At 59.8% G+C, this 13,497-nt stretch carries 14 protein-coding genes; 6 read left to right on the top strand and 8 right to left on the bottom strand.

What is annotated here, in order from left to right; translation table 11 throughout:
- Positions 1-5: 5 nt before the first annotated feature.
- From AC2FIR_RS16105 to AC2FIR_RS16085, 5 genes are all read left to right on the top strand, one after another.
- A complete protein-coding gene (locus AC2FIR_RS16105; RefSeq protein WP_170609554.1) occupies positions 6-218 on the top strand; it encodes a hypothetical protein in 213 nt (70 codons plus the stop codon).
- Positions 219-494: 276 nt separating this feature from the next.
- Positions 495-1,133 (top strand): glutathione S-transferase family protein, encoded by a 639-nt coding sequence (locus AC2FIR_RS16100; RefSeq protein ID WP_496745686.1) that lies wholly within the window; start codon positions 495-497, stop codon positions 1,131-1,133.
- Between the two features lie 11 nt (positions 1,134-1,144).
- Entirely contained in the window at positions 1,145-2,356 is a 1,212-nt protein-coding gene (locus AC2FIR_RS16095) for an acetyl-CoA C-acetyltransferase (protein WP_170609550.1), read from the top strand.
- Entirely contained in the window at positions 2,356-2,841 is a 486-nt protein-coding gene (locus AC2FIR_RS16090; RefSeq protein ID WP_496745688.1) for a cupin domain-containing protein, read from the top strand. Before AC2FIR_RS16095 ends, AC2FIR_RS16090 begins: the two co-directional genes overlap by 1 nt.
- Positions 2,838-5,036, top strand: a complete 2,199-nt coding sequence (locus AC2FIR_RS16085; protein WP_496745690.1) for a 3-hydroxyacyl-CoA dehydrogenase NAD-binding domain-containing protein — start codon at positions 2,838-2,840, stop codon at positions 5,034-5,036. Before AC2FIR_RS16090 ends, AC2FIR_RS16085 begins: the two co-directional genes overlap by 4 nt.
- Before the next feature lie 52 nt (positions 5,037-5,088).
- Here AC2FIR_RS16085 and AC2FIR_RS16080 read toward each other — a convergent pair whose 3' ends face one another.
- The 3 genes from AC2FIR_RS16080 to AC2FIR_RS16070 all read right to left on the bottom strand — a co-directional run bounded on the left by AC2FIR_RS16080 (position 5,089) and on the right by AC2FIR_RS16070 (position 7,628).
- Positions 5,089-5,814, bottom strand: coding sequence for a Hint domain-containing protein (locus tag AC2FIR_RS16080; protein ID WP_496745692.1), 726 nt, complete (start codon positions 5,812-5,814; stop codon positions 5,089-5,091).
- Between the two features lie 231 nt (positions 5,815-6,045).
- Entirely contained in the window at positions 6,046-6,696 is a 651-nt protein-coding gene (locus AC2FIR_RS16075) for a sulfotransferase family 2 domain-containing protein (RefSeq protein WP_496745694.1), read from the bottom strand.
- A complete protein-coding gene (locus AC2FIR_RS16070; protein ID WP_496745696.1) occupies positions 6,693-7,628 on the bottom strand; it encodes a DMT family transporter in 936 nt (311 codons plus the stop codon). Before AC2FIR_RS16070 ends, AC2FIR_RS16075 begins: the two co-directional genes overlap by 4 nt.
- 152 nt (positions 7,629-7,780) lie before the next feature.
- Between AC2FIR_RS16070 and AC2FIR_RS16065 the strand changes: the two genes are divergently transcribed.
- Complete coding sequence (locus AC2FIR_RS16065) at positions 7,781-8,794, top strand: hypothetical protein (protein ID WP_496745698.1); 1,014 nt, start codon at positions 7,781-7,783, stop codon at positions 8,792-8,794.
- A gap of 107 nt (positions 8,795-8,901) precedes the next feature.
- Here AC2FIR_RS16065 and upp read toward each other — a convergent pair whose 3' ends face one another.
- From upp to AC2FIR_RS16040, 5 genes are read right to left on the bottom strand one after another with little or no spacing between them, the layout of a single operon-like run.
- On the bottom strand, positions 8,902-9,534 hold the full coding sequence (upp, locus tag AC2FIR_RS16060) for a uracil phosphoribosyltransferase (protein ID WP_170609538.1): 633 nt from the start codon (positions 9,532-9,534) through the stop codon (positions 8,902-8,904).
- On the bottom strand, positions 9,531-10,517 hold the full coding sequence (locus AC2FIR_RS16055; RefSeq protein ID WP_170609536.1) for an adenosine deaminase: 987 nt from the start codon (positions 10,515-10,517) through the stop codon (positions 9,531-9,533). The genes upp and AC2FIR_RS16055 overlap by 4 nt, the downstream gene beginning before the upstream one ends.
- Positions 10,514-11,725: a phosphopentomutase gene (locus AC2FIR_RS16050; protein ID WP_496762727.1), complete on the bottom strand. Its 1,212-nt coding sequence runs from the start codon at positions 11,723-11,725 to the stop codon at positions 10,514-10,516. Before AC2FIR_RS16050 ends, AC2FIR_RS16055 begins: the two co-directional genes overlap by 4 nt.
- Positions 11,722-13,029: a thymidine phosphorylase gene (locus tag AC2FIR_RS16045; RefSeq protein ID WP_496745702.1), complete on the bottom strand. Its 1,308-nt coding sequence runs from the start codon at positions 13,027-13,029 to the stop codon at positions 11,722-11,724. Before AC2FIR_RS16045 ends, AC2FIR_RS16050 begins: the two co-directional genes overlap by 4 nt.
- A gap of 4 nt (positions 13,030-13,033) precedes the next feature.
- Positions 13,034-13,426: a cytidine deaminase gene (locus AC2FIR_RS16040; RefSeq protein ID WP_170609530.1), complete on the bottom strand. Its 393-nt coding sequence runs from the start codon at positions 13,424-13,426 to the stop codon at positions 13,034-13,036.
- Positions 13,427-13,497: the final 71 nt, after the last annotated feature.

The raw sequence follows: 13,497 nt of genomic DNA, 5'->3' as shown, positions 1-13,497 counted from the left end.
AAGACATGCCGAAACGCTTTCGCTTAACCCGCCGCTTTCCGGTTGCAATGACCGAAGACGGGTATCGCCGTCTCAAGGGTTTCGCCCGCGAAGCGGGGCTGGACGAGGGTGAAGCGCTGTCTTTTCTGTTCGAGAATTTCAACAGTGTGATTGACGAGGAGAACCTGACTCACCGGCTGCGCATATTCAATTCCGAACTGGAAGCGCGAAAGCGGTGAGGCAATACGCCAATTCTTCGCCTGCGATCGCATCGAGGCCGGACGCCTCCGGCGGGAGTATTTTTGAAAAGATGAAGGCCTGATGCGCCCCTGCCACCGGGCGCACTCGCCATCAGGACAGGGACGACTTCACCTTTTGCGGTCATCGGCTCTCCAGCCTGTACCGCTCGTTGATTGAAACAGACCAAGGTTGATCAAAGGTAAATGTCGGCTCTTCATCTTTTCCAAAATACTCAATTCCAACCTGACCACATGCGCCTTGGGAGGGGTAATCGCATGACTATCAAACTGCATTGTTTCGGAGAAAGCGGGAACTCTTACAAAGCGGCGCTGGCCTTGGAGATGTCGGGGCTGGAGTGGGAGCCGGTCTTTGTCGATTTCTTCAATGGCGAGACCCGCACGCGTGAATTTCGCGCGGAGGCCAACGAAATGGGCGAAGCGCCCTTTCTGATTGATAGTGATTTCCGCACCAGTCAGTCCGGCGCCATTCAGGCATATGTGACTGAGAAATCAGGGAAGTTCGGCGGCAGGAACCGGGAAGAGAACTACGAGATTTTCCGTTGGGTGTTGTGGGATAATCACAAACTAAGTTCAATGGCTGGCCTCACTCGTTTTCTGATCAATTTCCTGCCGGAAAAGCACCGCAACCCGGATGTGATCGCGTTCAATCAAGGTCGGCTTAAGGCGGCATACGAGATTCTGAACCAGCATCTGGCCGGTCGTGACTGGATCGTCGGGGACGGTGTGACAAATGCAGATCTCAGTTGCTGCGGCTACCTGTATTATCCGGAACCATTCGGTTTCGACCGCGCCGACTGGCCAAATATCGACGCCTGGCTGACACGCCTCAGCGAGCAGCCCGGCTGGAAACACCCCTATGACCTGATGCCCGGCAACCCGTCGGATCGAGCTTGAGGAGAAGACCCATGACCGAAGCCTATATCTATGACGCTCTGCGCACCCCGCGCGGCAAGGGCCGCAAGGATGGCAGCCTGCACGAGGTAACCTCGGTGCGCTTGTCCGCCCTGACCCTGACCGCGATGAAAGAGCGCAACAACCTCGAAGGCCACGCCGTAGAGGACGTGATCTGGGGCAATGTCACGCAGGTGATGGAACAGGGCGGCTGTCTGGCACGCTCGGCCGTGCTGGCGTCCGATCTGGACCAGTCGATCCCCGGCCTGGCGATCAACCGTTTCTGCGCCTCTGGCATGGAAGCGGTGAACCTGGCTGCGAACCAGGTGAAAGGCGGTGCTGGCGACGCTTACATCGCTGGCGGTGTCGAAATGATGGGCCGCGTGCCCATGGGCAGCGATGGTGCCGCCATCGCCGTTGATCCGTCTCTGGCGATGAGCACGTATTTCGTCCCGCAGGGTATTTCGGCCGACATCATCGCGACGGAATATGGCTTCAGCCGGGATGACGCCGACGCCCTGGCGGTTGAATCCCAAAAGCGCGCAGCAGAAGCATGGGCAGACAACCGGTTCGAAAAGTCGGTTATCACCGTAAAGGACCAGAACGGGCTGACCATTCTGGACCGCGACGAATATATGCGCCCCGGCACGGACATGCAGAGCCTTGGCGCGCTGAACCCCTCATTTGCGATGATGGGTGAGCAGATGCCCGGCTTCGACAAGGTGGCCATGCTGAAATACCCGCATCTGGAAAAAATCAACCACATCCACCACGCAGGAAACAGCTCGGGCATCGTGGACGGTGCAGCGGCTGTTCTGATCGGGAACAAGGAGTTCGGTGAGAAGTACGGCCTCAAGCCGCGCGCGCGCATCAAGGCAACTGCAAAGATCGGTACCGACCCGACCATCATGCTGACCGGCCCGGTTCCTGTGACCGAGAAAATTCTGGCCGACAACGGCATGAAGATCAGCGATCTGGACCTGTTCGAAGTGAACGAAGCCTTTGCCTCAGTCGTGCTGCGCTTCCAGCAGGCATTCGACGTCGACCCGGCGTTGGTCAACGTCAACGGCGGCTCGATCGCGATGGGTCACCCACTGGGTGCAACCGGCGCAATGATCATCGGCACGCTTCTGGATGAGTTGGAGCGTCAGGACAAGGAAACCGGTCTGGCCACGCTCTGCATTGCGTCCGGCATGGGTGCCGCAACCATTATCGAGCGAGTCTGATGCCCAAGCTGAATCTCTCTCAAATCCCTTTCCGGGGCGGTTCGGGTTACCCCGGCAAGCTGGCCAAAGCTGGCAATGGCCGCTTTGTTCAGCCTGTGGGGGATGCAGGCGGGCTGACACAGTACGGCGTCAACATCGTGCGGCTGGAACCCGATGGCATGTCTTCGCTACGCCATTACCATATGGAGCAGGACGAGTTTGCGATCATGCTCAGCGGCACCTGTGTGCTGATAGATGACGATGGCGAGCATGAGATGCAGCCCGGCGATTGCGCCACTTGGCCCGCAGGTGAGGCCAATGGCCATCACCTTGTAAACAAAACCGATGCGCCCGCGACCTTTCTGGTGGTGGGCACGCGGACCCCGACCGAGACCGGATATTATAGCGACATAGACATGATGGTGAAGTTCGATGCCCACGGCTTTCGCTTCACCCGCAAAGACGGCAGCCCGCTGACGGCTGACCAGATCGGAGACGAGACATGACTGATTTCACCATGAAAGTGGACGCCGACGGCGTTGCCATCATCACCTGGGACGTACCCGAGAAAAGCATGAACATCCTGCGCGTCGAGGCGCTGGCCCTGATCGAAGAGATGATCGATCAGGTTCTGTCAGATGACAACATCAAGGGTGCGGTCATCACCTCGGCCAAGGACAGTTTTGCCGCCGGTATGGACCTGAACGTACTGGGATCGATCCGCGAGAAGTCGGGCGATGAACCGGCGCAGGCCATGTTCGACTTCACCATGAACGGACATCGCATTCTACGTAAGATCGAACTGGCGGGAATGGACCCGAAGACCAAAAAGGGCGGCAAACCGATTGCCGCCGCCCTGCCCGGCACCGCGCTGGGGATCGGGCTTGAGGTGCCACTGGCCTGTCATCGCATTTTCTGCGCCGACAACCCGAAGGCCAAGATCGGCCTGCCCGAAATCATGATCGGCATCTTCCCGGGCATGGGCGGGACCACCCGCATGGTCCGCAAGCTGGGTGCCGTTGGTGCGGCTCCGCTATTGCTGGAAGGCAAAACACTGGAGCCGAACAAGGCCAAGGGTGCGGGAATGGTCGATGAGGTCGTCGAAGACCCGCTGGCCGCCGCGAAGGAATGGGTGCTGAACGCCAGCGATGCGGATCTGGTCAAGCCTTGGGATGCAAAGGGGTACAAGATGCCCGGTGGTGCGCCGTACCATCCGGCTGGCTTCATGAACTACGTTGGCGCTTCGGCGATGGTCAACGGCAAGACACAAGGCGCGTTCCCGGCCGCTCAGGCCCTGCTGAGCGCGGTCTACGAGGGTGCTCTGGTCGATTTCGACACAGCCCTGAGGATCGAGGCGCGCTGGTTCACTTCGATCCTGATGAACCCGTCCTCGTCAGCGATGATCCGCAGCCTGTTCCTGAACAAGGAAGCGCTGGAGAAAGGCGCAGTGCGACCTCAGGGTGTGCCGGACCAGTCGGTTAAGAAGATCGGTGTTCTGGGCGCGGGCATGATGGGCGCGGGCATCGCGCTGGTGTCCGCTCAGGCCGGGATGGAAGTCGTTCTCATCGACCGCGATCAGGAGGCCGCCAACAAGGGTAAGGCCTATACCGAAGCGTACCTGGACAAAGGTATCAAGCGCGGCAAGGTCACGGCTGAAAAGAAAGAAGCCATGCTGGCCCGCATCACCGCGACGCCCGATCTGGAGCATCTGAAAGGCTGCGACCTGATAATTGAAGCGGTATTCGAAGACCCCGCAGTCAAGGCCGACATGACCAAAAAGGTCGAAGCGATCATTCCCGAAGATTGCATCTTTGCCTCCAACACCTCGACCCTGCCGATCACCGATCTGGCCAAGGCCAGCGTGAGGCCGGATCAGTTCATCGGCATCCATTTCTTTTCGCCGGTCGAGAAGATGTTCCTTGTCGAGATCATCAAAGGCAAGGAAACCGGGGATCGTGCGGTTGCCAAGGCGCTGGATTACGTGCGTCAGATTCGGAAGACACCGATCGTCGTCAACGACGCGCGGTTCTTCTACTGCAACCGCTGCATCATCCCGTACATCAACGAAGGTGCGCGCATGATTACCGAGGGCGTCAGCCCTGCATTGGTTGACAACGCCGCACGTCAACTGGGTTTCCCGGTCGGGCCGGTACAGCTGACCGATGAGACCTCGATTGATCTGGGCGCCAAGATTGCCCGCGCAACCAAGGCGGCGATGGGCGATGCCTATCCCGAAAGCCCCTCGGACGATCTGATCTTCTGGATGGAAGAACAGGGACGTCTGGGCCGCAAGGCAAATGCAGGCTTCTTCGACTATGACGAAAAGGGCAAGCGCGTCGGGTATTGGAAAGGTCTGCAGGACAAATACCCGCTGGCCGAAGATCAGCCCGACCTGATCGAAGTACAGGAACGCCTGATGTTCGCACAGGTTCTGGAAGCTGTCCGCGCGCTGGAAGAAGGTGTTCTGGAGGATATCCGCGAAGGTGACGTGGGTGCCATTCTGGCGTGGGGTTTTGCCCCGTGGTCCGGTGGCCCGCTAAGCTGGCTGGACATCATTGGCGCACCTTACGCCGCCGAACGCTGCGATCAGCTGGCGGCGCAATACGGCGCACGGTTCGCCTGCCCGCCGCTGCTGCGTGAGATGGCCGAGAAAGGCCAGACGTTCTATGGCCGCTTCGCGCCAGAGGCAAAGGCCGCCTGAACAAGTGATGCAGGCGCGTAATACGCGCCTGCATCGTTTTCTTAGTGTTTGGTTAGGTCTGCCATTCAGGCCGCAAAAACAGGGCTGGCACATTCGGCCTGCCGGGTCTTCCCGGGCGGCGCACTCCCAACTGTGGCCTGACGGGAAAAATCGGTTCTTGCGGGATGGGCGCGGGCAGCGCACCCAACGGGTTTGCAAGGGCTGATAGTTCGCCCTTGTATGCGATCAGATCGACAAGGTGGTCGGCGTCTTGCGCCTCGGCGATCTGGTATGAAGACTGATCCGAGGACCCGCGCGATCCAAAGCGACTTGCGGGGCAATAGGTCTGCAACCCGCCTTCAAGGAAGACCACCTCGTCACAATCGAAAAACAACGTGCTGACATCGAAGGTTGTGGACGGTGCTTGCGAGGTCATCCGGCACATCCCGCTGAGCATCCGGGCCGGGATCACAGACACGCCTTCGGTGCCCGGTTCAATCCGGCTTATGTCCAGCGCGACCCCCTGTTCTGGCATCAGCCAGACAGGACGTCCATTATATGCCGCACGCGACGGCACGTAGACAGGCAGATATTCTGCGCGCGTTTCACCCGTTGCGATGCTCACCCTGTCAGTCGCAATCCGGCGTACTTCCTTGAAACCATGGTCCAATGTTCGGACAAGATCACCTGCCGCGACGCGCTCCACCGGCTTCCAGCCTCGGGTCGTCGCAATCTTGGTGCCGTGGACAAACCCGCCCCGGCGCGACAACGTTGCATTGCGCGACAGGACGTCGTCCATCTTCCGCGCATGATCTGATAAATCAGTAACACTCACTACTTCAAACACGTGCCCAGCCCCCCTTGGCACAGATAAACATTGAAACGTGGGTATCATGTGATCCGGCGCGCTGTCTTAGTTTTGACATATTTTAGCCCGAATTGAGCCTGTTACGGCCCAATTGACCCACAATCAGCAAACAATGCGATTGTTTTTCACAGGCTTGCCGGAAATTCGGAAACGGTGACGGGATCAGGAGTGGAACCGGTAGTCGAATCTTGCGATATCTTCCGCGCAGGCATCCGCCACCGCATTTCGGGTTCGCGTGGAATAGTACTGCCGATAATCCACCTCTCTTTCGGACCCGTTGAGATGCGGAAGGGTCAGCCTGAAACCGAGATGCGCGAACAACGGTTCAGCATCCTCCTCGAACTTCTCAAGCCGAATAAAGGCTCGGCACTGCTCGTGCCCATCTGCCCGCGTCATGTAGCGCCGCGCGGGATACGCCTGAATTGACCTAAGCGTGGCCGGGTTCAGCAAGAATTCTTCAAATGATGACACCTTTGCCAGCGACACTGCGGGGTGGTCAAATCTCTGGTCCCGCAGCCAGTGGTAGTAACTGACAAGCCGACCCCAGGGGTTGCGGACCAGCGTGAAAGTGAACATGCGTTCCAACGCCTCGGGCGAAACAAGTCCGTCGATATCCGCCAGCGTGGAGTGTTTCCACAACCGCCCCCTGGCCTGTAAGCCCTTTTGCCGTCGATGACGGTTCCGCGCCTTGGGCGTGTCTCCGATCAGGATGTCATCCTTCGTCGCCCTCTGTTCCAGCGCCGATGCAAGCGACGTGCCGCCCGTTTTGGGGATGTGAACAAACACATACGACCTGCGCCGGGAAACGATCACGCCACGGCCTGTTCCGCCGACGCACGCATCGAACGCCAGCCAAGCAGGGCTCCGGCCAGCACGATCAGCCCGATGCCGACGATCTGGATGCCATCGATTGATTGGCCGAAGGCCGCCCACGCAAACGCAGGACCGAAGATCATCACAGAGTATTCGAAGATTGCGACATAGGATGGCTCACCAACCTGATACGCCTTGATCAGCATGAAAACAGCAATGGTTGACCCAACGGCCTGGACCACCACCCAAAGAAGCGAGGGTTGTATCTGCCAGACCACGCCCCGGGTCACAAACCCTTCCGTGCCCGGTTCCGCACCGACCGGAAAGATCGAAAACCCCGTCAGCCCCAGCGCGCCAGCAATACCAAGTGTAATTACCATCCCCCCCAGCATGACGACCGTACTTTCCTGCGCGCAGTGGGACCGTGTCAGGATCGCCCCAAGCGCATAGAAAAACCCGCCTGCGACCGGCAACAGGGTTCTGGCATCGAAATCCGCCGGATTGAGTTGCAGAACCAGAAGCAACCCCAGAAACCCGAGCAGCGCAGCCAGAATGCGCCAGGGCCCGATTTTCTGCCGCAGACCAAAGGCCGAAATCAGCAACACGAAAATCGGGGACGTAAACAACCCCGCCAACGCTTGTGCAACCGGCATCAAAGCAAGCGACGAGAAGTAAAACAGCATGGCCAGCGTCATCAGGACGCTTCGCAAAAGAACAATGCCCGGGCGGATCGGGCGCAATCCGCCCAACCCAAGCAGTGACAACAGAAGCACCAGCGGCAGCATCAACAATGCGCGGCTCAGATGGAATTGCCACAGACCGATCGTTTCGGCCACCAGAACCACGACATTGTCGATCACCCCGATGATGGCCATTGCGCCAATCATGAGGCCAGCGGCCAAAACGGGTGAAGATGGGTTGCCTGTCTGCATTCTGTTCAATTTTCGCCTTCGCTGCCGGATGCCGCGTATTTCCCCGTATCCGGGTACCGGGCGCAAGTGCCAAATACGGTTCAACAGGTTTGCGCCGCGTAAATTTATCATGCTAAGCTGGATCAAAATAATTTTGAGCAGACCTCGCCCCGATGACGGCCCTAAAACAGTACCAGCGGATCGAAGCCACCGGTCTGTGGCGGCCCTCGCCCGATATGCAGCGGCGCGAGGTGGTCGTCTCGATTGGCGAGGCCACGCTGACGATATCGGATTTCAATGACCGTGCGCTGACCCACTGGTCCCTGGCCGCGCTGGAGCGGCAAAATCCGGGCGGCTACCCGGCCATTTTCAACCCTGACGGCGACCCGGATGAAACGCTGGAACTGGCCGAATCCGAAACCACGATGATCGAAGCGATCGACAGGCTGCAACGTGCAATCGACCGGTCACGTCCGCACCCTGGCCGACTGCGCTGGCTGAGTGTCGGCGGGGTAGTCGCCGCCGTGGCGGCCCTGCTGTTGCTCTGGTTGCCGGTTGCCTTGCAAAGCCACGTTGTTTCAGTCGTTCCCAAGATCAAGCGGCAGGACATCGGCGATACCATCCTGCAACGCATCGAAAGGGTCTCCGGGCGCGCCTGTGCGTCGGAAGATGCCAAGGCCGCGCTGGATATGCTGGCAAAAAGGACCGGAGTGCGGCAGATCGTGATCCTGCCTGCCGGGGTGCAGAACAGCCTTAGCCTGCCGGGCGGCACGGTGCTGCTGAGCCGAACTTTGGTCGAGGATCATGAAGACCCGGCCGTGGCGGCAGGATATGTCATCGCCGAACGTGCCCGGGCCGAGGCACATGACCCGCTTGACGATCTGCTGGACCGCACCGGCCCGACAACCGCATTCCGGTTGCTGACGACCGGTGAACTGACACCGCAAATCATCGACAGTTATACCGAGCAGGTCCTTTCGGAACCGCGCCCATCCCTGCCCGATCAGGAATTGCTGGCCGTTTTTGCTCAGGCGGCCCTGCCCTCGACACCTTACGCCTACGCGCGTGATATCACTGGCGAAACGGTTCTGGGCCTGATCGAGGCCGACCCGATGGTGGGCCGATCCCAGGAGCAGGTCCTGCCTGACCGCGACTGGGTCCGGCTGCAAAACATCTGTGGTGAATAAAGCGTTCGGGATTTACCTGAACACTCTCCGACACGAATACCCCGAATACGCCGTAGGCGGGGCAGGGATTTCGTGCCTCACCTTACACCCGAAACGCCGCAGACAGCTTACTTGGTACCGAACATCCGGTCGCCGGCGTCGCCCAATCCGGGCATGATATAGCCCTTGGAATTCAGTTCGCGATCCAGCGCGGCCGTCACGATATGCACATCCGGATGGGCCTCTTTCATCCGCGCGACCCCTTCGGGCGCGGCCAGCAGACAGAGGAAACGGATATCGGTCGCGCCTGCCTCTTTCAGCAAATCAATCGCAGCGGCTGAACTGTTGCCTGTGGCCAGCATCGGATCCACAGCAATGACCAGGCGGTCTTTCAGTCCTTCGGGCGCTTTGAAGTAATACTGGACAGGTTTCAGCGTCTTTTCATCGCGATACAATCCGACAAAGCCCACCCGCGCCGACGGGATCAATTCCAGCACACCGTCCAGCATCCCGTTGCCAGCGCGCAGAATCGACACCAATGCCAGTTTCTTACCGGCCAGAATGGGGGCGTCCATCTCCTCCATCGGGGTTTCGATGTTGCGGGTCGTCAGCTTTAGTTCTCGCGTGACCTCATAGGCCAGCAACAGGGTGATTTCCCGCAGCAACTGCCGGAAAACGGCGGTCGATGTACCCTTGTCCCGCATGAGCGTCAATTTGTGCTGCACCAGCGGATGATCAACGACGGTCAGATGTTCGCTCATGTTTTCTCCAGTCTTTTTTGGACCCGCGCACGGGTGTCTTCATCACAGAAGGCCGCATTGAGGGCCGTATCATTCATTGCGCTGAAATCCTCGGCCTCCCAGCCGAAAGCTGCGTTCAGCATCTCATATTCACGTCGCATGGTGGTATGGAAAAACGGCGGATCGTCGGTTGAGACGGTGACCTTGACGCCCGCATCGCGCAACTTTGCGATCGGATGGGCGCTGAAATCCGGATACAGGCCCAGCGCCACATTGGACCCCGGACAAACCTCAAGCGTGATGTCCCGGTCGACCAGTTCATACATCAGGTCGGGGTCTTCGATAGCGCGCACACCATGTCCGATCCTCTCGACCCCCAGGGCGCGCACCGCATCGCGCACACTGTCCGGTCCGCCAAATTCACCCGCATGGGTGGTCAGCCGCAATCCTGCCTCGCGGGCGCAATCAAACGCCCACTTGAAATCGCCCTGCGCGCCGACCCCTTCGTTGCCGCCCATGCCAAAGCCCGTGATCCAGTCGCCTGAGGTTTCGGCCGCGCAACGGGCGCTGAGTTTCGCCTTGTCCGGGCCAAAATGGCGAACACACGTGACGACGCCGCGCAGGGTGATGTCGAACTTGCGCTCAGCCTCATCCGCGGCGTCCTGAATGGCATTCAGGTAATCGCGCCAGGCGTGCACATCGCCACCGCCGCAGAAATCGGGGCTCAGGAAGGTTTCCGAATACACCACACCATTGGCAGCGCTTTCTTCCAGAATAGCCAGGGTCAGTCGGCGGAAATCCTCGGGCGATTTCAGTACTTCGCAGGCAGCCTCATAAACGCTCAGGAAATGGGCGAAATCGCGGAAGTCATAGGAGCCGTCGGGCTTGAAAATACCGCTCAGATCAATGCGTTTTTCATGCGCAAGTTGGCGAATGAAGGCGGGCGGAGCCGCGCCTTCGTGATGCAGATGCAACTCGATCTTGGGCAGGTCTGCGACAGTCATAGAAAACTCCGTCCCGGTCCATGTGCCGGAATGTTCAGGTGATGCGCGATGCTGGCGGCGACATCGGCGAAATTGACCGCACCGATCTGCCCTGCGCCCCGCCCTGCGATCAGCACCGGCACCTTTTCGCGTGTGTGGTCTGTGCCGGTCCAGCTAGGATCATTTCCATGATCGGCGGTCAGCACCATAAGGTCACCCGGGCGCAGTTTTATCAGGATCGCGCCGATTTCGCGGTCGAAACATTCCAGCGCGCGGGCATAGCCGCTGATGTCGCGGCGATGTCCATAGAGACTGTCAAACTCGACAAAATTGGCAAAGGTCAGACTGCCGTCTTCAGCTTCGTCCACCAGATCAGACAGGTGCCCCATCAGTTCGGCGTCCGAGCCCTTGCGCAAAGTATCAATCCCCTGCATCGAGAAAATGTCGCCGATCTTGCCCACAGCGTGAACGCGGCGGCCGGCATCCTGAGCCCAGTTGGTCAAAACCGGCGCGGGCGGCAGAATGGCAAAATCTTTGCGGTTGGTGGTTCGGGTGAACCCGCCCTCGGGCGAGCCGATAAACGGGCGCGCGATAACGCGGCCGATCTTCATGTCATGCAGCATCGGGGCCAGCGTCCGGCACATCTGCAGCAGACGGTCGAGGCCAAAGCTTTCCTCATGCGCGGCAATCTGGAACACGCTGTCGGCCGAGGTGTAGCAGATCGGCCAGCCCGTCCGCATGTGTTCGGCTCCTAGTTCGGCAATGATTTTCGTGCCCGAGGCGTGGCAATCGCCCAGTATCCCGTCTGTTCCGGCTACCTCTGCCGCCGCGCGGCTCAGATCAGCGGGGAATGCGGGCGTGGTGTCCGGGAAATAGTGCCAGTCCCACGGCACCGGCAGTCCGGCCAGTTCCCAGTGGCCCGAAGGCGTGTCCTTGCCCGGCGAATTTTCGTGCGCGCAGCCCCAGAGGCCGGTTGGTTCGACCTCGAGCCCCGGTGTTTCATCGCCTGAGGCCAGACGCACAGACGCTCCCAACCCCAGCGCGTCGAGGTTGGGCAGGTGCAGCGGACCCGATCGGCCATCTTCGGCCCGCCCTTCCGCGCAGGCCTGCGCGATATGGGCCACGGTGTTGGCACCCGTATCAGGGACCTCGCCGTTAAAAAACTGATCCGCATCCGTTGCGCCGCCAATACCGACAGAGTCCATGACGACAAGGAAAGCCCGTCTCATGCGGTAATCCTTTCATGGACGAGATCGGGGATCGGTGCGGGCGTTTCGCTGATCGTGATGGCCTGCAAAATCGCCTCTGCGGCTTGCCGGGCCGCGTCTTCGCGTGCGGCGTGCACCACGGCCAGTGGCTCGCGCTGTGATACCTGCTGCCCCAATCGCACGATGTCAGAAATGCCCACTGCCGGGTCAATGACGTCGGCTTCGACCTGCCGCCCGCCACCCAGCGCGACGACAGCCAGACCCAGCGCCTCGCCGTCTATGCTTGTGATATAGCCGCTGTGTTGGGCCGCAACTTCCTGAATGACATTCGCTTCGGGCAGAAAGCGTTCCCAGTTTTCGACAAGATGGACCGGACCGCCCACCGCCGCCATCATGCGGCCAAATCGGTCCGCCGCCCGACCATCCCTGATCACATCGGCGATTTGCCTGCGCCCCTCGTCAATCGAGGCATACATTCCCGCATCATTAAGCAACACACCACCCAATTCGGAGGAAAGCTCGGCAAGAGGCGTCGGTTGGCCGCTGGTCATCGTTTTCATCACCTCGGCTATTTCCAGCGCATTGCCCAGCGCCGAGGCCAGAGGCTGGTTCATATCGGTGATCACTGCCGAAGTGCGACAACCGGCGGCGTTTGCTGTTTCGGTCAAGGCCCGCGCCAGATTTCGAGCATCATCCAGCGTTTTCATGAACGCACCGGAACCGACCTTCACGTCCAGCACCAACGCATCCGGGCCCGCTGCCAGCTTTTTCGACAGGATCGACGCCGTGATCAGATCCAGGCTTTCAACTGTCGCCGTCACGTCGCGCACCGCGTAAAGGCGTTTGTCCGCAGGCGCAATCTGGCCGGTTGCGCCGACGATGGCCGCACCGGTTTCGCGCAATATCTGCTCCAACCGGTCCTGACTGATTTGGGTGCTGACCCCTGGAATGGCCTCAAGCTTGTCCAGTGTCCCGCCGGTATGGCCAAGGCCACGCCCCGAGATCATCGGAACATAGGCCCCGCATTCGGCCAGCGCCGGCGCCAGCACAAGGCTGACACAATCCCCGACCCCACCGGTCGAGTGCTTGTCGATCACCGGACCGTCCAGATCCCAGCTCAGCACCTCTCCACTGTCCCGCATCGCGACGGTCAGATCGGCGCGGCCCTGTGCGCCCAGACTGCCCATGCAAACTGCCATGGCAAACGCCCCGGCCTGCGCGTCACTGACGGCACCATCGGCCAAACCCTGGGCGAACCAGTTCAGCTCTGCACTGGTCGGAACGTCACCCCGGCGCAGTTTTGCGATGATCGAACGGGCGTCCATAGGTTCAGACATCCTCCATATGAGAGGCGTCGAACGCGCCGGGCAGAAGCTGTCCGATGGTTGTCTCAAGCTCAGTTCCGGTTGCTGTCGCAAGCGTCACTTTGACGTCCGGCTTGCCGAATTCCGCCAGCTTCTGACGGCATCCGCCACAAGGCGGTACCGGTTGCGGGCTTGAGGCGACAACATAAACCTCGGTCAGTTCCTGCTCACCCGCGGCCACCATCGCGGCAATCGCACCCGCTTCGGCACAGGTGCCTTCCGGGTAGGCGACATTTTCCACGTTGCAGCCGGAAAAGATCACTCCGGACTTCGACCGGATCGCCGCGCCCACTTTGAACTTCGAATACGGCGCGTAAGCGTTTTCCCGGACGGACAGGGCGGCGTCTTTCAAAGGCATGGTGATTCCCAATTTTTGATCATCTGGTCAGAATGCCATACCCTAATGGAAAGAGCCGGGGGATTTGAAGC

The organism is Ruegeria sp. CDSB136 (assembly GCF_059610965.1).
This window is presented reverse-complemented; position numbering and strand designations above follow the sequence as displayed.